The sequence below is a fragment of the Peterkaempfera griseoplana genome, from assembly GCF_001418575.1.
Lineage (GTDB): Bacteria > Actinomycetota > Actinomycetes > Streptomycetales > Streptomycetaceae > Peterkaempfera > Peterkaempfera griseoplana.
The window spans coordinates 1-18,848 of record NZ_LIQR01000032.1 but is presented as its reverse complement, the minus strand read 5'-3'; the positions used below and the strand labels follow the sequence as shown (position 1 = coordinate 18,848).

General features: G+C 73.4%; 18 protein-coding genes. 9 read left to right on the top strand and 9 right to left on the bottom strand.

Annotated features, from left to right (window positions below; translation table 11 throughout):
• A partial coding sequence (locus AOK09_RS02405; protein ID WP_157875775.1) for a PP2C family protein-serine/threonine phosphatase occupies positions 1–1,197 on the top strand: 1,197 nt, incomplete at its 5' end.
• Positions 1,198–1,312: 115 nt separating this feature from the next.
• Here the strand turns inward: AOK09_RS02405 and AOK09_RS02400 are convergent.
• On the bottom strand, positions 1,313–1,570 hold the full coding sequence (locus AOK09_RS02400; protein ID WP_055585407.1) for a hypothetical protein: 258 nt from the start codon (positions 1,568–1,570) through the stop codon (positions 1,313–1,315).
• A gap of 1,068 nt (positions 1,571–2,638) precedes the next feature.
• On the opposite strand from AOK09_RS02400, the gene AOK09_RS02395 reads away from it, so the two are divergent.
• A complete protein-coding gene (locus AOK09_RS02395; RefSeq protein ID WP_055585406.1) occupies positions 2,639–2,845 on the top strand; it encodes a hypothetical protein in 207 nt (68 codons plus the stop codon).
• 68 nt (positions 2,846–2,913) lie between these two features.
• Here AOK09_RS02395 and AOK09_RS02390 read toward each other — a convergent pair whose 3' ends face one another.
• The 6 genes from AOK09_RS02390 to AOK09_RS02365 all read right to left on the bottom strand — a co-directional run bounded on the left by AOK09_RS02390 (position 2,914) and on the right by AOK09_RS02365 (position 9,724).
• Positions 2,914–4,080 carry a LuxR C-terminal-related transcriptional regulator gene (locus AOK09_RS02390; protein ID WP_055585405.1) on the bottom strand — a complete coding sequence of 389 codons (1,167 nt, stop codon included), beginning with the start codon at positions 4,078–4,080 and terminating at the stop codon, positions 2,914–2,916.
• A gap of 396 nt (positions 4,081–4,476) precedes the next feature.
• Entirely contained in the window at positions 4,477–5,472 is a 996-nt protein-coding gene (locus tag AOK09_RS02385; protein ID WP_055585404.1) for a helix-turn-helix transcriptional regulator, read from the bottom strand.
• A complete protein-coding gene (locus tag AOK09_RS02380) occupies positions 5,469–6,497 on the bottom strand; it encodes a helix-turn-helix domain-containing protein (RefSeq protein WP_055585403.1) in 1,029 nt (342 codons plus the stop codon). The genes AOK09_RS02385 and AOK09_RS02380 overlap by 4 nt, the downstream gene beginning before the upstream one ends.
• 252 nt (positions 6,498–6,749) lie before the next feature.
• Positions 6,750–7,424 (bottom strand): hypothetical protein, encoded by a 675-nt coding sequence (locus AOK09_RS02375; RefSeq protein WP_157875774.1) that lies wholly within the window; start codon positions 7,422–7,424, stop codon positions 6,750–6,752.
• Positions 7,425–7,594: 170 nt separating this feature from the next.
• Positions 7,595–9,199 carry a family 43 glycosylhydrolase gene (locus tag AOK09_RS02370; RefSeq protein WP_055585401.1) on the bottom strand — a complete coding sequence of 535 codons (1,605 nt, stop codon included), beginning with the start codon at positions 9,197–9,199 and terminating at the stop codon, positions 7,595–7,597.
• A gap of 153 nt (positions 9,200–9,352) precedes the next feature.
• On the bottom strand, positions 9,353–9,724 hold the full coding sequence (locus tag AOK09_RS02365) for a DoxX family protein (RefSeq protein WP_055585400.1): 372 nt from the start codon (positions 9,722–9,724) through the stop codon (positions 9,353–9,355).
• Between the two features lie 154 nt (positions 9,725–9,878).
• On the opposite strand from AOK09_RS02365, the gene sigJ reads away from it, so the two are divergent.
• From sigJ to AOK09_RS02330, 7 genes are all read left to right on the top strand, one after another.
• Complete coding sequence (sigJ, locus tag AOK09_RS02360) at positions 9,879–10,814, top strand: RNA polymerase sigma factor SigJ (protein ID WP_055585399.1); 936 nt, start codon at positions 9,879–9,881, stop codon at positions 10,812–10,814.
• Between the two features lie 191 nt (positions 10,815–11,005).
• Positions 11,006–11,929 (top strand): LysR family transcriptional regulator, encoded by a 924-nt coding sequence (locus AOK09_RS02355; protein ID WP_055585398.1) that lies wholly within the window; start codon positions 11,006–11,008, stop codon positions 11,927–11,929.
• Positions 11,930–12,017: 88 nt separating this feature from the next.
• Complete coding sequence (locus AOK09_RS02350) at positions 12,018–13,199, top strand: alpha/beta fold hydrolase (RefSeq protein WP_055585397.1); 1,182 nt, start codon at positions 12,018–12,020, stop codon at positions 13,197–13,199.
• Positions 13,199–14,182 carry an NADPH:quinone reductase gene (locus AOK09_RS02345; protein WP_055585396.1) on the top strand — a complete coding sequence of 328 codons (984 nt, stop codon included), beginning with the start codon at positions 13,199–13,201 and terminating at the stop codon, positions 14,180–14,182. Before AOK09_RS02350 ends, AOK09_RS02345 begins: the two co-directional genes overlap by 1 nt.
• 246 nt (positions 14,183–14,428) lie before the next feature.
• Entirely contained in the window at positions 14,429–14,899 is a 471-nt protein-coding gene (locus tag AOK09_RS02340) for an NUDIX domain-containing protein (RefSeq protein WP_055585395.1), read from the top strand.
• A gap of 119 nt (positions 14,900–15,018) precedes the next feature.
• Positions 15,019–16,533: an MFS transporter gene (locus tag AOK09_RS02335; protein ID WP_079062662.1), complete on the top strand. Its 1,515-nt coding sequence runs from the start codon at positions 15,019–15,021 to the stop codon at positions 16,531–16,533.
• A complete protein-coding gene (locus tag AOK09_RS02330; RefSeq protein ID WP_175609252.1) occupies positions 16,530–17,090 on the top strand; it encodes a TetR/AcrR family transcriptional regulator in 561 nt (186 codons plus the stop codon). The genes AOK09_RS02335 and AOK09_RS02330 overlap by 4 nt, the downstream gene beginning before the upstream one ends.
• A 76-nt stretch (positions 17,091–17,166) precedes the next feature.
• Here the strand turns inward: AOK09_RS02330 and AOK09_RS02325 are convergent, their stop codons facing one another.
• Together AOK09_RS02325 and AOK09_RS02320 are read right to left on the bottom strand one after the other, a co-directional pair.
• Positions 17,167–17,751, bottom strand: coding sequence for a GNAT family N-acetyltransferase (locus AOK09_RS02325; RefSeq protein WP_055585394.1), 585 nt, complete (start codon positions 17,749–17,751; stop codon positions 17,167–17,169).
• Between the two features lie 149 nt (positions 17,752–17,900).
• Positions 17,901–18,683: a class I SAM-dependent methyltransferase gene (locus tag AOK09_RS02320; RefSeq protein ID WP_055585393.1), complete on the bottom strand. Its 783-nt coding sequence runs from the start codon at positions 18,681–18,683 to the stop codon at positions 17,901–17,903.
• Between the last annotated feature and the right edge of the window lie 165 nt (positions 18,684–18,848).

Here is an 18,848-nt window from a genome sequence, read left to right as displayed (position 1 = left end):
CTGGTGGTGCCCCGCCTCGCCGACTGGGCCGTGGTCGACCTGCTGACGAACGGCGCGGAGCTGCAGCGGGTGGCGGTGGTCCACTACGTCGGCGGCCGCTATGTGAACATGGCGCAGTTCGAGGGGCCCATGCCCCCGGTGTCCGAGGAGTCCGCCATGCCGCTGTCGCGGGTACTGCGCGGCGGTCCCCCCACGCTGGTCCGGCCGCATGACTACCAGGTGCCGCCGGACAACCTGCTCGCCGTCGTCCAGCGTGACCTCTTCCGTGCCACCGGCATGAGTTCGGCCGTCATCGCCCCGCTGCGCGGCCCCCGCGGGGTGCTCGGCGCGCTCACCGTGGCCAGGAGCGGACCCCGGCCGGCCTTCGGGTCCGACGATCTGTCCCTCGTCGACGACATCGCCCGCCGGGCGGGGCTCGCCGTGGACAACGCCCAGTTGTACGAGCGGCAGCGGCGGGTGTCCGAGACCATGCAGCGCCATCTGCTGCCGCCGCTGCCGGTGATGGCGGGGATGCAGGCGGCGGTCCGCTATCTGCCCGCGCCCTACGGGTCGCAGGTGGGCGGCGACTGGTACGACGCCTTCCCGGTCCGCGACGGGTCGACGATGCTGGCCGTCGGGGACGTGGCCGGCCACGACCTGCAGGCGGCGGCGCGGATGTCGCAGGCCCGCAATATGCTGCGGGCCTTCGCCTGGGCGGTGGAGGACTCGCCGAGCCTGGTCGTGGACCGGCTGGAGGAGGCGCTGCCCCACCTCACCGACGACTTCCTGGCCACGCTGGTGCTGGCCCGGGTGAGCGGCCGGCCCGGCGGACCGCGGCGGCTGAAGTGGACCAACGCCGGGCATCCGCCGCCGCTGCTGGTCTGTTCGGAGCAGCGGGCCTGCTTCCTGGAGGCCGGCTCGGGCCTGTTGCTGGGCACGGGGGCCCGCTACGTCCGCAGTGACGCCGAGGCCGAACTGCCTCCTGGTTCGACGCTGCTGCTGTACACCGACGGTCTGGTCGAGTCCCCCGGCGAGTCGCTGACCGACGCGTTCGCCCGGCTGGCGCGGTGCGCCGCCGGGCTGGCCCGGGCCCCGCTGGACGAGTTCTGCGACGAGCTGCTGGACCAGGTGAGACCGGCCGGGAGCGAGGACGACACGGCGCTGCTGGCTCTGCGGGTGCCGTCCGCGACCGAGGACGCCACCCGGGCGATCGGCTGACCGCCGGCGGTCCCCGGCCTGCGAGGGGCCACCGCGGCGGGGTCCTGGCCGGCTGCGCGGGTGCGGAACACCTGACGGTCCTCGGCGGGGGCCTGCGGCAGGGGGCGCTCGGCCGTCACCAGGGCGGGGGTTCCACGAGCTGCTGGATGATGGTCGCCGACAGTCCCAGGATGGCCGCCTGTACCGCGTAGTGGGCGTCCTGATAGACCCTACCGAGGTGCTCCCGCTGATCGTCGGGCGCCGCGACCCAGGCACGATGGGCGGTCTCCGCCGCCTGCAGCGCGGCTGCGGCAACCTCGTGGGGGTCCTGTCCGGCCCCGGAGGACGGAGGCTCAGGAGTCAGGAAGCCCTCGATGATCGCGGAGTCTGACACAGGCCACTCCTGGTGGTGTGAAGACGATGCCCAGCCTGTAGTGAGTCACCCGTGCAGGCAGGGAGCGCCCGGCATCGCCCCCGGGATGGACGGTACGGCGTCGGCTCTCCAAGGGGGAGACCCATGGGGAGTCATTCCTGTGCCGTGCACGAAATTGACTGGGTTCCGTCAGGTCCTCTGTGTCCGTGCGGTGAACGTGGCCGGGTTCCGGCGCTGCCGTGGTAGGTGGCCGGGCCGTCCGGCGCTCCTCGGGCGGTGACGGAGCGCGCGGCCTGCGGATGCCGTCGCGACGGGCTCGGCGCGGCGGGTCGAGTTTCCGTGGAGCGGCGGCGAAAGGGGCGGTTGGCGATGCTCAGCAACTGGGCGGGCGGCACCGCGATAAGGGGTCGTCCCATGATCCGGCAAGGCGACCGTCCGCGCACGAAGAGTGGTTGCGCCACGTCGGGGTCCCTGACGCCGAGGCGCAAGCTGTGATGTGAGCATGTCGCGTTTCGGGCTTTCCTGCATCACGGCGGCCAAGCCCTTATTTTTTGAGGCCCATGGGACATCAAGTACCGCTCCGGGTAGCGATTGACGCACCGGACAGGAACATCGGGCGTCTGCGCGCCGCTGTCCTCACCCGGCGGCGGAGACGATCCGCGCCACCCGCCGGCAGCGCCGTGGCAGCACCGGGCAGCAGCGCGGCGGCAGGACCCGGCGGCGGGGCGGCGAGGCCGCGGGGGCAGGGGCGGAAATCGAGCCCGGGGGTGCATATCGGCGCCCGCCGCCGCGGAAACCGGGAGCCGGGCCGCATTCCGCAGCCCGATGCCGCCGTTCCGCGCCGCCTCGCCACTCTGCCGCCCCCGGATGCCGGCAACCGCACATCCTCCCCCGCCGCGGACCCCGACTACCCCGCGGGCACCGCCTTGGCCGGAAGACGCGCAGGCTAACCCTGCCGGATGCATTCAACAGGGATATTCCTGGACCCCCCTGCTGTGCTCAACGGCGGTCATCCGTCATGATGTGCTCTAACGGCCGAGCGCATCATCAGATCCCGTCCCGCGCGGCCCGGTTCGATAGGAGCGGCACATGCGCGCACCCAAGGTCCTGCTGGCTCTGGGCGTCATAGGTCTTGCGGCGGCTGCCGTTGTCGGCTCGGCGCAGGGCCCCGCCGACAGCGGATGGAACAACCCTGGGCCCGGCAGCCACGTCGTGGTGTCGGCGGACAGCGGCTGGAACAGCAACATCCAGCCGATCGACACCACGATCAGGAGCACCAGCAGCGGCACGCACTGATCAGTGCTACTCCGCAGGGGCCGCAGCCGCACCACGGCTGCGGCCCCTGCGGCGTGCCTCCGCCCGGCTCACCGCGGGACCGCGGCCGCGCCGCCTCCCGCTCCGCCGTCGCCGCCGAGCTGCGGCAGGGTGTCCGTACCGATCACCCTGCGAAGCTCGTCCAGGTGCTGTTCCAGGGCCTGCATGTCCAGTCCCAGAGCCCGGGCGATATCGGGCTGTTCGTCCCCGGCCAGGACCATGCGCACGATGGTGAGCTGCAGGTCGCCCTGTGCGGCACGGACCGCATAGCCGAGCTGGTAGAGGCTCTCCACGCCGAACTCCGACCGGAGTTCGGCCAGGTACCGGGCCGCGGTGCGTACGCTCAGGCTCAGCTCCCGTGCGATCTGGGCGTGCTGCTTGCCGGCGAGGAGCATCTGCAGGATCCGGCGCTTCAGGGCGTCGGTGACCTCGACCGGGACCTCGCGTTCGCCGGTGAAGGGCAGCGCCAGACTCCACTGCCGCTCGAAACCGGCCAGCAGATAGGCGATCACGGCCTCCTCGCGGATGAACGCCGCCTGGCCGGTGTCACCGGCCACCGGTATCACCGCGGTGTGGCCGTCCGCCACGATGAGCCGGGGGAACGACTCGTCCAGGGTCCGCACCTGGCCGCCGGCCGCGGTGATCTCCCTGACGTAGGAGAGGGTGGCCGGGTCGTAACGGGCGGTCGGCTGGTAGATGGTCCTGATCATTCCGCCGCGTTCCAGCACCGCCAGGTCACGGTTGACCACCCGCTTCAGCACGGGGCCCGGCCGGGCGCCGCCGGGCTGCACGGTGATGAGGTCCTCGCAGGCGTCCAGGAGGCCGTCCAGCATCTGGTTGATCCGCACCGCTCCGCGGACCCGGGTGATCCCCGCCACGGAGGCCTGCGGCGGATGCGCGTCCTGGTAGGCGAGGGTCACCTCGCGCATGGCGGCGGGCAGGGACGCCGCACGCTGCAGCAGACCCACCGCCTCGGCGTGGAAGGTGGCGGCCTTCTTGGCGGTGGCCTGCTGGGGATCGACCGCGACAAACCAGCCCAGATGGTCGAAGTCCTCCTCCAGCAGTCCCAGGCTGATGAGCTCCGTGACCGCCGGGTCACGGGAGTCCTCGGGCATACGGATCCGGCCACTTTCACGTGACTTGAGGATCTCCATGTACAGATCCCGTGCCGCCTGCGACAGCACGTCCTCGGGTTCGGCCCCCGGCTCTACGTCCATCGTCCCCTCACAATTCGCCCCCGTCGCGCCTATCCTGCCTGTTCGATCGCTCCGGCGCAGCGGTCCATCGGCAGTTTTTCGATCCCCCGGATCATGCAGTGACAGCCCCCCGGAAGACCAACCGGCTTGCGCTGAATGTCGTGGACACACCACCATCGACCCCGTGACGCGAAGAGCCTCGGGCTCTGGGGACGCGTCGCAGCGGCGCAGTCCGGCCGCGCAGCGGCCGTCTTGCCGAGGGGGTGAGGCGGCCGCCTGTCTCCGGGGCGGCAGCCCGGTCCGCCCTGCCGGTACGGGAGGCAATCCACCGCACCGCCCCTGGGCCGCCCGGGGCGCGCGGTCAGCGGCAGGCCGCACCCGCCGGCCACCGCGCGGGCGGCCCGGTGCGGGGACGCGTCACGCCCGTCTGCCCTGCTCCCGTCCGACGGCGAGGGCGAGCTGGAAGATGGTCTCGACTCCGTAGTGCGCCCGGATGCGCCCGACATGGCCGGCGACCGTACGCTCGCTGAGGTTGAGCTTCCCGGCGATCTGCGGCTGGGAGTCACCGCCCGCCAGCATCCGCAGGATGGCCTCCTGCTGGGCGGACAGCCTGCCGGGCTCGGGCACCGGCTCCTCGTACGGGGCGGCGCGCGCCCAGTCCCGGTCGAAAACCCGGGCGACATAGGCCGCGGTCGCGGGGTCGCTGGTGACCAGCGCGGCCGGGGGATCCTCGGGAAGGCAGATCACGACCCAGGTCCGGTCGAAGACGTACACGCTCGGCAGCGCCTCGTCGAGGATGCGGACCTGACACCCGGCCCTGATCAGTGCCTTGATGACGCCGCGGTGACCCGGGTCGTGCCGGGCGTGCGACTGGTACAGGGCGCGGCGCTCGATCCCGCTCCTCGCCAGCGGGCCCTCCACGGCCCTCACCCCCCGGCGGGTGAGGTACGGCTGCGGCCCTGTGGCCTGCATGGTCGCCGCCTCCCGGGCACAGCCGGCGGCCAGCTGGGTCAGCCTGGCCCGGATGTTCTCCACGCCCTCCACATACGTCGAGGTCGCCTCACCAGGGCTCTGCGGGCCGGTCTGCTCCAACTGCCGGTAGGCGTCGGAGAGGTCCCGCAGGACGTCCGGGACGCGGGCTGCGTGACCGAGCAGGTTCACCGCCTGGGCCTGCAGTCCCAGCGTCAGCTGCGCAGCCGTGACCTGGGGATCCGTCGCGATCCACTGGCTGCCGGAGGCGTCCCGGGCCAGCAGCCCCAGACGCCGCAGCTCCTCGGCCGCCGGTTCGTCGGCCCCGTCCGTGGGCTGCCACCGTCCCCCGCGCTGCACGACCCGCCGGTAGAGGGCGTCGGCGTCCTCGGACATCAGCCGCGGCGGGGTGGCGAGGTGGTGGTCTGGTGACTCGGCGGTCATCCGGTCGGGTCCTCCCGTGTGGCTTCGCCCTGCCGGCTCTGCTCGCGGCCGATGGCGAGGCCGAGCTGGAAGAGGGTGGCGGCTCCGAACCGGGTGCGGATACCGGCGACGAGGTTGGCGACGGTGCGTTCGCTCAGCGCGAGCCGCCTGGCCATCGAGGGCTGGGACAGTCCTTCGGACAGCAGGCGGACGACGGCGTGCTGGGCTTCGGAGAGCTGGTCGACCCTGGGCGGTTCGAAGTCGTCGAAGGGGTCGGCCCGGGCCCAGTCCCGCTCGAAGCAGGAGACCAGGAAGGCGACGGCGGTGGGCTCGGTGATGAACGCGGCGATCTCGGGGTCGTTGCCGTGCAGCGGGATGACGGCCGTTCGGCGGTCCAGGACGAACATCCGGCCCACCGGTTCGTCCAGGGTGCGCAGCTGGACCCCCGACCTGGAGACGGTGCGTGCGTACTCCCTGACGGCGGGCTCACGGCGCACCCGGGCCTCGTAGATGGTGCGGCGCTGTACGCCCGCCCGCGCCAGGTCGATCTCCCGCTGGGTGGGCCCGGGGGCGAGGAACCTCGGTGGGCGCCGGCCGGGCTGGACGGTGAGGAACTCCTCCCTGACGGTCTCGGTCAGCGCGGCGATACGGCTTCTGACGGCCCCCACCCCGTGGACGTACTGCACCGAGTCGCGCTGCGGGGCCCGGTGGCGGCTGTGTCTGCTGTAGAGCGCGGCCAGCTCCTCGACCTGGGCGGGCACCACCGAGGCCAGTGAGAGCGCTCCCACGGCCTCGGCGTGCAGCTGCATCGCCCAGGACGCCTGCAGCTGCCGGGGGTCGGTGGCCACCCAGCGGGCGTCGATGGGCTCGTAGACCACCAGTTTCAGTTCGGCCAGCCGTCGCAGAGGTTCTTCCTCCCCAGGCCCGACCAGGTCCGCCGCAAGGGCACCGCCCTGGTCGACGATCCGCAGGTAGAGCTGATGCGCGTGCTCAGGCAGCGCGAACCTCGCCGGCAGCCCTGGCGCCGGTTCACCCACTGTCCCCATGGCCACACTCCCCCTGATCAGGGCGACAGCTGATCAGATGTGATCCCCGTGGTGCATGCGTGAAAGCAGAATCGTACCCGCACCTCTCGTGCGCCGTCCGGGGCCGCCATGCTCCGGACAGCACACGACCCGGCGGTACGGCTCGGACGGGCCGTCATCGGCACGCGGGAGGCCGTCCCGGCGCACCTCCCGGGGCGCCCGCCCCGGCGAGGGACGCGTCGGGGGTGCGGGGGCGGTGCCCGGGGGACCGGCTCAGTGCTTGCGGGAGTCGAACCCCACCAGGACCAGCCGCCCCATCGGTTCGAGTGTCACGCACAGCCGGGTGGGGTTGCTGAACCCGCCCGCCCGCCGGCAGGCGGAACCGGCGGCGTCGAGGTGCCATCCGTGCGCCGACTCCAGATGCGTCCGCAGCCGCTGCACGATCTGCTCCGTCGTCGCGCCGTCGGAACCGGCGACGCCCAGCACCGTGGAGCATGTGTCCGGGTCGCAGACGCTCTTGCGCCCGTCGGCCGTCAGCCCCGCGGGCAGCGGCAGCAGTTGGTCGCTCGACGGCGCCGACACCTCGCCGCCCTGGTGGTAGCCGACCCCGGCCGCGGCTCCGACGACCAGCGCGTAGAGGACCAGGGTCGCGATCCCCGCACTCTGACGGTTCTCCAGCGGGTTCTCCGTCCGCGGCCCGGCGGTCCGGCGCTCGATCAGCCAGCCGGCGATGATCAGCGGTATCGGCAGCAGGGTCCCCAGCACCACCAGGTCCTGCCGGTGCACGGTCGCCCCGAACAGGGCGCCGGCCAGCCCGAACCGGGTCGCCGCACAGGCGGCCAGCAGCACGCCGACCGTCCAGCCGACCTGGCGTGTCCGTACGGTCATCCCCCAGATGACCAGCGGCAGGGCCGCGAACACCACCAGGAAGACGCCTATCGGAGCCACGTTCCAGCCCTCCATTGATCACCTGCGGCACCGCACGATCCCATGGTTCGGTTCGCGGCGCCAGGGGCGTACGGAATGCGGTCCCGGCCACCGGCCCGGGCGCCTGTTCCCAGGTGCCGGGGGCGGGCGCGGGGCGGGGTGCGCGGTGTCCCGCGGCCGCGGGACGCGGCTCAGGGCGCCGCGCGATAGGTGGCCTGGTCGAAGTCGGCGGGGTGCCCTCCCCCGGCCAGGTCCCAGGCCCACAGGCCGACGAACGCCCCGGTGAAACCCAGGGCCCGGATCTCGCCGCCGTCGGACTCCTCGGCGTGCTCGTCGGAGAGCACCGTCGCGTCCAGCACCGGGCCGATGGGCCGCCAGCCGGCGCCCGTGTCATGGCGGAAGCGCAGTTCGGAGCCGTCGAGGTCGAGGCCCAGCCGCAGCCGCCCGCTGCCGGGGAGGGGGTGACGGCCTGCCTCGTCCACCGTCAGCGCACCCCGGTCGCGGGTGGCGAGGCACAGCACCGGCCGGCCCCGGTCGTCGGCGGTGATGTGCAGGAAGTACCAGTTGCGGCTGTTGTAGTACGCGGTGATCCCCGCCAGGTGCTGGAAGCCGTGCGGGCGGTACTCCACGGCGGCCTCGAAAGCGCAGCGGCCGTCGGTGATCCGGCGCGCCACCAGGCTCTGGCCCGCCGTGCTCTGCGGGGAGCGCCCGCCGTGCAGCCGCAGATGGGAGGGGCGCGCGGTGAGGGAGAGCCAGTCGGGTGCCGGGGGCCTGCGCAGCGTGGACCAGTCGGGTCCCAGTGCCGGCTGGTCGAAGTCGTCCGTCTCCGCGGGCGCCGCCTGCCCGGTCCCGCCGTGCCCGGTCGCAGCGGGCAGCCCGGGGGCCTGGACGGTCGGCTCGGGCAGGCCGGTGGGGGTGCGCGGCCAGTCGTCGGGGCCCCAGGTGACGGGTGCCAGCGCGGTCTCCCGGCCGAGGATGCAGGGACCGTGGCGGCCGTGCGGACGGGCGACGAGATACGCCAGGTACCACTGGCCGTCCGGTGTCTCCGCCAGGCTGCCGTGCCCCGCCTTCTGCAGCGGCAGGTCGGGGTGGTCCCGGGCGGTGATCAGCGGGCCGTGCGGGTCGCGCTCGTACGGGCCCGTCAGCGAGCGGGAGCGGGAGACCGTGACCTGGTGGCGGTAGCCCGTGCCGCCGTCCGCCGTGAGCAGGTAGTACCAGGGGCCGCGGCGGTAGAGGTTGGGCCCCTCGATCCATCCGGCCTGCGGAGGCAGCAGGACGGGCCGGGGCTCGCCGACCAGGCGGCGGGCCGCCCGGTCGTAGCGGGTGACCTCCAGGCCGGCCGATCCGCCGTGGCCGGGTCGCCAGTCGTGGACCAGGTTGACCAGCCAGCTCTCCTCGCCGTCGTGGAAGAGGGAGGCGTCGAACCCGCGGGCGTGCAGCGGCACCGGGTCGGACCAGGGCCCCTCGATCGACGGTGCGGTCACCAGGTGGTTGGGGCAGTCGGTGAAGCCGCCCGCATAGGTGGAGACATTGCTGAAGACGAGGTGGAAGAGGCCGTCCGCGTGGCTCAGGCTGGGCGCCCACACCCCGCCCGAGTCCGGAGCACCGGAGAGGTCCAGTAGCCGGACGCTGTCCAGCGCCCCGCCCAGCGTCCGCCAGTGGACCAGGTCCCGGGAGTGGTGCAGTCGCACGCCGGGATACCACTCGAACGTCGAGGTCGCCAGGTAGAAGTCGCTGCCGACCCGCAGGAGGGACGGGTCGGGGTGCGAACCGGCCAGCACGGGATTACGGATCATGAGCGCAGGACCGTAGTGTCGAACGTGTTCGCAGGCAACCGGCTCCGACGGCCGGCCCGGACGGGCGGTCGGCAGCGGTGCGGCGCAGTCCCCGCAGCCGGCCCGGGGCCGCCCCCACGCGCACGGCGGCGGGCACCCCGGCCGCCGGGGCGCCTACCAGCCGTACGGCCCGAACCGGCCCCAGGCGACAAGCCCGGCAAGCAGCAACAGCACCGCGTTGACCACCACCCCGGACGGCTCCCTGCGCCGGATGTGGACGACCGCCGCCAGGACCATCATCACGGCCAACCCGGTCGCGGCGGCCGGGGTGAGGACGGGTGCGATGCCGGTGGCCGCCGGTACGATCAGCCCGATCGCCCCCAGCAGGCCCATCACGCCGATGAACCGCACCGTCGCCGTTGAGAAGTCCTGCACCCACGGCAGCACGCTCACCAGCCTGTCCCTCGGCTGGGTTGCCTTCACCAGGCCGGACATGGCGAACGCGGTGGCCAGGATCGCCTGCACGATCCACAAGAACACGTTCATCGAGGGGGTCTCCTGTGTCGTCGGTGTTGGTCGTCCTCACCGGTCCGACGACACAGGTCCGCGGAATGTGAGGCGGCGGGCGGGCCTCACATTCCGGCGGGCTGCCTCGTCGGACCGGTGAGGACGGATGACACCGAGGGAGGCCGGCCAGACCATGAGCACGCACGTGGAGCCAGCAGACGACGGGCCCGAGCCAGGCCTGGGCGCGATCATGAGCGAGCGCCGTCAGCTGATCAACCTCGCCTACCGGCTCCTGGGCTCCCTGGCCGAGGCCGAGGACGTCGTCCAGGAGACCTACGCCCGCTGGTACGCCATGACCCCGGAGCAGCAGGGCGCCATCAGCTCCCCCGGCGGCTGGCTGACGAAGGTCGCCGGCCGCATCTGCCTGGACCTGCTCGCCTCCGCACGGGTCCGGCGGGAGCGCTATGTGGGCGAGTGGATCCCCGAACCGCTGCCCGACCGTACGGAGTGGATCAGCGGGCGCCCGGCCGGTGCCGCCGCGGACCCGGCCGACCGGGTCACCCTCGACGAGTCGGTCAGCATGGCCTTCCTCGTCGTGCTCGAGTCGATGACCCCGGCCGAACGTGTCGCGTTCGTCCTGCACGACGTCTTCCGTTACTCCTTCGCCGAGGTCGCCGAGATCGTCGGCCGCAGCCCCGCTGCCTGCCGCCAGCTCGCCTCCTCGGCCCGCCGCCGCGTCCGCACCTCGCAGGCCCCCGCGACCCCCACCGCCCGGCGGGCCGCCCTCATCCGGGACTTCAGACACGCGTGGGAGGCCAAGGACATCGACGCCCTCATCGGCATCCTCGACCCCGACGCCACGGCGACCGGCGACGGCGGCGGCCTGGTCGAGGCCCAGCTCCGGCCGATCGAGGGCGGCGAGCAGATCGCGCGCTACATGATCGACCTCGCGCACCGGGCGACCGACCTCGTCGTCCTGGAGCGCACGGTCAACGGTCAGCCCGGTCTGGTCGCCCAGCAGGGGGGCGCCGTCGTGGCCGTGTTCGCGTTCGACATCGTGGGCGACCGGATCAAGCGCGTCTGGGGGGTGCGCAACCCCGAGAAGCTCCGGCCGTGGACGAGAAGCTGACGCACTGGGGACGCATCCCGGCCGCCCGGCACTCCACTGCGACCGGCAGGGCTCTGGATGCCTCCTCACGCGCCGGCCGCCCGGGCGGTCGGCTCCGTACGCCGCGCCCCGTTGCCCTGGCTTGCGCGCAGGTCTGACGCTTCGTCGGACACAGCGGGGGGCCCGTACGCGGGGCGGTGAGAGGATGCGCCGTGATCAGTTCGCGTCAGCTCGAGTACTTCCAGGCGGTCGCCCGGGAGCTGCACTTCACCCGCGCCGCGCAGGCGCTGCACATCGCCCAGCCGGCGCTGTCCCAGCAGATCCGCAAGCTGGAGCGGCAACTCGGGCTTGCGCTCTTCGAGCGGAGCAACCACCGGGTGGAGCTCACACCGGCCGGCGCCGTCCTGCTGGAGCACGCCGAGCGGATCCTCTCGGACATGGTGGCCGTCGAGGAGGAGATGCTGGGGTGGGCCGGCGGCGTGCGCGGCCGGGTCCGGCTCGGGGCCGCGCGGGGGCTGATGCCGCAGCTGGCCCGGGTGCTGGCGGTCTACTGCGGCGCGCATCCCGAGGTGGAGGTGGAGCTGCGGGAGCAGAACACCGGGGAGATGACCGCGGATCTGCTCAGCGGCCGGATCGACGCCGCGACGCTGGCCGCGGCGCCCGACGCCGGTGAACGGCGGCTGGAGTGGCGGCCGCTGAGCAGCGAGCCCCTGGTGCTGATCGCGGGGCACGACACCGCGCTGGGGCGCCTGGAGCGGGTGCCGGTGGGCGCGCTCGACGGGCAGGACCTGGTCGTGTACCCCGCGGAGTCGGCAGTCGCGGCGATCGTCGGGGCCGCGCTGGCGGCGGCCGGCGCCGTGCCGCGGCCTCGGTTCGAGAGCCGGGAGTACACCACGGCGAGGGCGCTGGCCAGCGTGGGACTGGCCGCCGCGGTGGTGCCGCGTTCGGTCGCGGAGGCCGCTGGCCCCCCGGTCGCGGTCGCCGTACTGGAGCCCGAGCCCGTGTGGACGCCCGCGTTGGCCTGGTCGGCCGTGCGGCGGCCCACCCCGGCGCTCTCGGCGTTCCTGCGCATGATGCTCGACAGCCCGGTGTTCCGGGCGGCGGACCCGGGGAACGGTCATATCCCGGACGTCTGACCGTCAGCCGGGTCAGGTCTTGGACGACTGATCCCCTGCGGTCGGAGACTGGTCGCACCAGCCCGCAGCGACCTTGAGGACTCCGTCCATGGACACCAGCGAACGAGGCACCCGCGAGTACACCGCCCTGATCGGCACCCCGCCCGAGGAGGCCCTGTCGGACCTGCGCCTGCGGTCCCCGCAGCTGTACCGGACCATGCTCACGGGGCCCTTCGCCGGCCCGCTGTCGCACGGCGAGCTCAGCCGCGCCGACCGCGAGGTGGCGACCGTCGCCGTCCTCTCGGCGCTGGGCGGCGCCGAGGCGCAGCTGGCGACCCACGTCGGCGCGGCGCTGCGCAACGGCGTCACCGCCTCGGAGCTGCTCGCCCTCGCGGAGCACATCTCGGTCTATGCGGGCTTCCCCCGCGCCCTGAACGCCCTCGGTGTCATCGACGACGTACTGACCGCCCAGGGCGTCGCCCGTCCCGCCCGCCTGCACCGGATCACCATGGCCGACCACGAGACGCTCGCCGCGCAGCGCGGCGACCACGGACCGGCGGTGCTGCTGGTCCACGCCCTCGGGCTGGACTGGCGCATGTGGGAGCCGGTCATGGAGCAGCTGGCGGCCGCCGGGCGGCGGGTCTTCGCGTACGACGTCCGCGGACACGGGTCGGCGGCCGGCTCCCCCACCCCCTTCACCATGGACGACACCGCGCGGGACCTGATCGGCGTACTGGACGCGCTCGGCGTTGAGCGGGCCCATGTGGTCGGCCTCTCCTACGGCGGCGGGATCGCCCAGACCGCTGCGGTCGCCCACCCCGAACGGTTCGCCTCACTGTCCCTGCTGGCCACCACCGACTTCGCCTTCGCCGCCTTCGAGGACCGTGCCCGCTCCGGCGAGGTGGACGGCATGGCCGCGCAGGTCGTCCCGTCGCTGACCCGCTGGTTCACCCCGTCGGCACTGGCCGTCAACGGCTGGGGGGTGCGGTACGCCCGCGAGCGCGTGCTGCGCGGCGACCCCGCCGACTGGGCCGGGGCCTGGCGTGCCTTCAAGGACCTCGACGTCCAGGGGCGTCTGGCCGGCTTCCCCGCTCCGACGCTGGTGCTCGCGGGCGAGCTGGACGCGTCCACCACTCCGCAGATCATGGGCGCCCTCGCCGGACGTGTCGCGGGCGCGGTCTACAAGGAGATGCCCGGCGTCCCGCACATGCAGACGCTGGAGAGCCCCGAGCAGGTCGCCGCGGCTCTCGGGGACTTCCTGCCCGCCGCCGCCCCCGAGGCGGGCCGCTGATGCGCGCCGTGTGGTACGACCGCAACGGCCCCGCCGACGAGGTCCTGGTCGTGGGCGAGCTGCCGGACCCGGAGCCGGCCGCCGGCCAGGTGCGGGTGCGGCTGGCCGCCACCGGGATCAACCCGGCCGATGTCAAACGCCGTTCCGGCACCGGCGGCCGTGCCATGCGCCACCCCCGGGTGGTCCCCGGCGACGACGGCGCGGGCGTCATCGACCGGGTCGGCCCCCGGGTGCCGGCCGCCCGGCTGGGGCAGCGGGTCTGGGTGCACTCCGCCAACCACACCTCCGCGTTCGGCACATCGGCCCAGTACGTGGTGGTGCCGGCCGCGCAGGCGGTCGAGCTGCCCGACGGCATCTCCTTCGAGGCCGGGGCGGCCTTGGGTGTTCCCGCCCTGACGGCGCACCGGAGCCTCTTCGCCGACGGCCCGCTGGACGGCCTGACCGTCCTGGTCACCGGCGGCGCCGGAGCGGTCTCGCACTACGCCGTCCAGCTGGCCCGGCATGCCGGAGCCCGGGTGATCGCCACCGCGAGCACCCCCGCCAAGCAGCGGGCCGCCCGGGACGCCGGCGCCCAGCACGTCCTGGACTACCGGGAGGGTGACGTCGCCGCCCGGATCCTGGCTCTCGCCCCGGACGGCGTGGACCGGGTCGTGGATGTCGCCTTCGGAGCGAACCTGCCGGTCACCGCGCAGGTCATCGCATCCGGGGGCACCATCGCGAGCTATGCCTCGGACGCCGTCCCCGAGCCCGCCCTGCCGTTCTACCCGCTGATGAGGCGCGGGGTGACCATCAGGACCGTCATGGTGTTCACCATGCCCGCCCCCGCGATGCACGCCGCGACCCGCCACATCAGCCGGCTGCTCGCGGACGGGGTGCTGGTTCCTCCTCCCCTCACCTGCTACCCCCTGGGCTCGGCCGCCGAGGCGCACAACCACCTGGAACGGGGAGCCCCCCACGGCAAGCTGCTCCTCACCCAGGCCTGACCCGCCTCTCCCCCGCACCCGGGGCCCATCAGGCACCGGCCGCCCCGAGGTGATCCATGGCCGAGGCCCATGGCGAGGGGCCGCGTGGGGGCGAGAGGAGCGCGGTGGCTGACGGGCGGTCAGGACGGCGGTCGCACAACGGAGTCACCTCGGGTTGCCGCGCCGGTCCCGGGCGAGCGGGCCAGGCGCCCTGACGATGCGCCGACCGGCGGTCGCGATCCGTGCGGGGCCGCTGCCATCATCGGGATGCCGACTCCGAGGGCGGTCGCGGTGGTCGTCGACGGGCCGCGAGTGCTGGTCATCAAGCGGTATCTGAGGCACCGGACCGCCGCCGCCTGCGTGATGTGCGCGCACGGCGGCCGGCCGGGGCCGGTCTGTCCGGGGCATCACTACGCGGTCCTGCCCGGCGGCCATGTCGAGGAGGGCGAGAGCGCCCGGACCGCGGCGCTGCGGGAACTGCGGGAGGAGACAACGCTCGGGGCGAGGGTCGACCGGCTGCTGTGGACCGGGCGGCACAACGGCCGGCCTGCGTCGCACTTCCTGATGGCCGACGTGACGGGGACCGCTGTGCTCTCCGGTCCCGAGGCCGAGGCCCACGGCCCGGAGGACAGCTATGAACTGCTGTGGGTGACCGCCGGTGACCTGGACCGCCTGGGTCTGCATCCGGCGGAGGTCCAGGGGCCGCTGGCCCGGCTGCTGGGCGGGTGCCCGTCCTGAGCCGGCCGGCTGCCCCGGTCCCCGGTGGTGTCCGGCGTGGGGCGGACGCCCGGCGGCGGAGGCGGCGCCGACGCGTGTCATCATATGATGACATCAATCGATGACATCACAGGAGAGCCATGGAACCGCCGGCCGCAGCCGGACCGCAGTCCTTGCAACAGCGCGCCCTGGTCCCGGTGCTGGTGTTCCTCGGCATGCTGGTCGCCGTGATCAGCAGCCTGGGGGCGCCCCTGGTGCCGACCATCGCCGCCCAGGACCACGTCTCCCCCGGCGACGCCCAGTGGTCGCTGACCGTCACCCTGCTCGTGGGCACGGTCGCCACACCCGTGATGGGACGCCTGGGCGACGGCCCGAGCCGCCGCCGGATGATCCTGGGCGCCCTGGTGGCGGTGCTGGCGGGCAGCGTCCTGGCCGCGCTGCCGCTGGGGTTCGGCTGCCTGGTCACCGGACGAGCACTGCAGGGCCTGGGCCTGGGACTCACCCCGCTGGCCATCGCCACCGCCCGCGACGCCCTGCCCCCGGAGCGGTCGCGCCCCACGGTGGCGCTGCTGTCGGTCACCACCGTCGCCGGCGTCGGCCTGGGCTACCCGATCACCGGCCTGATCGCGCAGTCCCTCGGGCTCCACGCCGGGTTCTGGTTCGGCGCGGCGGTCTGCGCCCTCGCGCTGGTGGCCGCCGCCCTGGTACTGCCGCCCGCCCCGCGCCGCACCGCCGCCCCGCTGGACATGCCCGGTGCGCTGCTGCTTGGGGCTGCGCTCGCCGGGCTGCTGCTGGCGCTGAGCGAGGCGGAGGTGTGGGGCTGGGCCTCGGTACGGCTGCTGGTCCTGGCCGGGCTGTCCCTCCTGCTGCTGGGCGCCTGGGTCGCCCAGCAGCTGCGGACGGCGCACCCGCTGGTGGATCTGCGGCTCACCCGGAACCGCACGGTACTGACCGCCGATGTGACGGCCCTGGTGGCCGGAGCGGGGATGTACCTGCTGATGACCCTGGTGACCCGGCTGGTGCAGACGCCCAGGGACACCGGCTACGGCTTCGGGGCGTCGGTGGTGGTCACCGGACTGGTGCTGCTGCCGTTCTCGGCGGCGAGTGCCGTGGCCGGGCGGGTGGCGCCGCTGGTGGTCCGGCGGACCTCGTCGGCCCTGGTCCTGGCGTCGGGGTGTGCGGTGTCGCTGGTCGCCGCGCTGGCCTTCGCGGTCGGCCACGACCGCCTGTGGCAGCTGTTCGCGGTGATGGGCGTCGCGGGATTCGGCGTCGGCTGCCTCTTCGCCGTGATGCCCGCGCTCATCACCGGTTCGGTGCCCGCACACGAGACGGGCAGCGCGATGAGTTTCAACCAGGTGCTGCGCTACGCCGGGTACTCCGCGGGCAGTGTGCTCAGCGCCACAGTCCTGCAGGCCCACACCCCCGCCGGGGCCTCCGTGCCCACGGGCGGGGGCTACCGGGCGGCGGCCCTGCTGTCCTGCGGGGTGTGGGCCGCGATGATCCTGGTGACCCTGGTACTGCCGCGCGCACTCCGGACGGCGGCCCCCGTGCCGGACGCCGTGCCGTCCCGCACTGCCGGCCCGGTGACGGGCACCGGCACCGGTACGCAGAGCGTCGGCGGCCCGGGGACCGAGCGGCGGGAGGCGGTACGGTGACCGGCGGGACACCGCCGCGCAGGCGGGACTCCGCGCGCAGCCGGGAGCGGCTGCTGACCGCGGCGGGCGAACTCTTCGCCGAACGCGGCTTCGAGCGGACCACCACCCGTGACATCGCGGAACGAGCAGGGGTCGACGCGGCGCTCATCGCCCGCTACTTCGGCAACAAGAGCGGCCTGTACATCGCCGCCCTGCGAGCGGAGACAGGCGATGCCGCGCCGCCCGACCTGCTCGACGCCGAGCGCCTGCGTGCCCTCTTCGACCGCGCGGGCCGGCGCGGCGCCGGACCCGTCTTCCGGACGGCCGTGCTGGCCCATGACGACGAGACGGTTCAGGACGCCGCCCGCGCCCAGCTGCACGCCCGCCTGGTCACCCCGCTGCAGGAGCGCTTCACCCGTGCGGGGCTGGACCGGCCCCGGCTGCGGGCCGAGGTGGCGGCGGCCGCCTTCGTCGGGGTGCTGCTGGCCCGCGGTGCGGGGGCGCTCGACGAGCTTGCGGCCGCGGACGTCGACGAGCTGGTCCCGCTGGTGCGGTCGGCCCTGGCGGGTCTGGGCTGAGCCTGCGCCCCGGCCGGGCGGTCGCCCGCCGCGGCGCCGCCGCGACGCGCAGCGGCACGGTGGGCGACGGCTGTGCTCAGCCCTGTGCGGCGTCCGGCGCGACGGGCCCCGGGTCGCGCAGGCCGACGCAGTCGTGCGCCCAGAAGGGCTCGGAGTAGACGAACGTGCCGGTCATCCAGGGTTCGTACGACGACAGCCGTGCGACCTGGAAGGCCGCCGCCGGGATGCGCAGCGACGGCGACCGGAAGCCGCACCGGTCGGCCCGCTGGAAGCCGCGCCCGCCGTAGTAGTCGGGCGACCCCTCCAGGAAGACCAGGGGGAATCCCCGTTCGTCGGCCGCCCGGAGGGCCGCCTCGACCAGCTGGGTGCCGACACCCCGGCCCTGGTGGTCCGGGTGCACGCCCAGCGGCGACAGGCTGAACACGTCGACCAGGCGGAGCCGGGCGTCCAGGCGGCAGGCGCTGAGCATGACGTGCCCGATGACCTCGTCGTGCCGGGTCGCGACGAGCGCGACGGGATCGACCGCTCCCGGCGCGGCCCGCAGGGCCTCGACCAGCGCGGGTACGCGTTCCGGATCGCCGAAGGCGAGGGCGTGGAGGCGGCGTACCGCTGCGTGGTCCCCGGTCCGCTCGGCTCTGATCCCGGCATGGGCGGATGTCATGACCGAACAGGCTAGTGGCTCGACTCAGTTGGTCGACCCGGTACTTGCTGTGCAGGCGGTTGGCCACCGGCTGCCTCCGGCCCAGAACGATCAATGACCAGGTGCGCAAGCGCATCTGTCTGAGCGCCACGAACCAGTAGTGGTTTCGCCTACACGCCAGGACGGGGTCGAAGCTTGAAGATCAGGATACCGAGGTGCTTGTTCATCCACGCCTGCTTGTGCGGGTAACGGCGCCCGGCCTCCTCGGAGAGCTGCGGTTCGACCGCGGCCTCGATCCACAGTCCTGCCGCACTGAACAGGTTGACCAGGTCAGCGATCGTGTACACGCGTTTCGTGAGCGTGACCTGGTCGTTCCATCCGCTGTGGACGTACTCGTAAGGCGTGTTGGAGTAGTACTCCTCGCCCAGAGTGGTCCCGTTCTGCTCCGCCCGTTCGACGGCATACCGGATCGGGTGGGTGCGGGTCAGGAGGATGAAGCCGTCTTCGGCCAGCATCCTCCGCGCCGCCTGCAACGTGCGAACTGGATCATTCGCGTACCCGATGGACTGCAGGAACATGATCCGGTCGAAGGTGCGACCAGTCAGCGCGGGCACCGAGTCCAGGTCGGAGAGGTCACCCTGGACGAGTTCCATGCCGGGCGGTGGATCAGTAAGGAAGTTGCCACTGATGTCGACGCCGACCGACGCAGTTGCTCCCTCTCGAACGAGTTCAGCGAGCTTCGCGCCGTTTCCGCAACCGAGATCGAGCACCGACCGGGAGGTGACGTCGCCCAGGACGTCACGCTGCGCGGGCCACTCGACCAGCCGATCCAGCGAATCCTCCTTGGCTCGGGCCTGCTCGTAGCCCCGGGCGAGTACCAGCCACGGCTGGCTCGCGTCCCCGCCAGGCTCATCGCAGGTCGTCGTCACTTCGGAGTTCTCGGAGTGTGCCACGGAGGAAAACCTAGTGGTTCGTCCCGGATCCTTGTCGGGCAACTCGGTAGGTCGCCGGGGTGCGTTCCTCACGGTCGCGGGGGATGACCGGACACCGTTCGCCGGGGGCGAGCTGGCCGGCCGCGGTATCACCGCATGTGGGGCCGCACATCGCTGGGTGCTTGA

Coding starts and splice junctions, on each gene's coding strand:
- AOK09_RS02395 (WP_055585406.1), top strand. CDS start 2,639: ATGCGCGCACCCAAGGTCCTGCTGGCTCTGGGCGTCATAGGTCTTGCG.
- AOK09_RS02390 (WP_055585405.1), bottom strand. CDS start 4,080: ATGGACGTAGAGCCGGGGGCCGAACCCGAGGACGTGCTGTCGCAGGCG.
- AOK09_RS02385 (WP_055585404.1), bottom strand. CDS start 5,472: ATGACCGCCGAGTCACCAGACCACCACCTCGCCACCCCGCCGCGGCTG.
- AOK09_RS02380 (WP_055585403.1), bottom strand. CDS start 6,497: ATGGGGACAGTGGGTGAACCGGCGCCAGGGCTGCCGGCGAGGTTCGCG.
- AOK09_RS02370 (WP_055585401.1), bottom strand. CDS start 9,199: ATGATCCGTAATCCCGTGCTGGCCGGTTCGCACCCCGACCCGTCCCTC.
- AOK09_RS02365 (WP_055585400.1), bottom strand. CDS start 9,724: ATGAACGTGTTCTTGTGGATCGTGCAGGCGATCCTGGCCACCGCGTTC.
- sigJ (WP_055585399.1), top strand. CDS start 9,879: ATGAGCACGCACGTGGAGCCAGCAGACGACGGGCCCGAGCCAGGCCTG.
- AOK09_RS02350 (WP_055585397.1), top strand. CDS start 12,018: ATGGACACCAGCGAACGAGGCACCCGCGAGTACACCGCCCTGATCGGC.
- AOK09_RS02345 (WP_055585396.1), top strand. CDS start 13,199: ATGCGCGCCGTGTGGTACGACCGCAACGGCCCCGCCGACGAGGTCCTG.
- AOK09_RS02340 (WP_055585395.1), top strand. CDS start 14,429: ATGCCGACTCCGAGGGCGGTCGCGGTGGTCGTCGACGGGCCGCGAGTG.
- AOK09_RS02335 (WP_079062662.1), top strand. CDS start 15,019: ATGGAACCGCCGGCCGCAGCCGGACCGCAGTCCTTGCAACAGCGCGCC.
- AOK09_RS02325 (WP_055585394.1), bottom strand. CDS start 17,751: ATGACATCCGCCCATGCCGGGATCAGAGCCGAGCGGACCGGGGACCAC.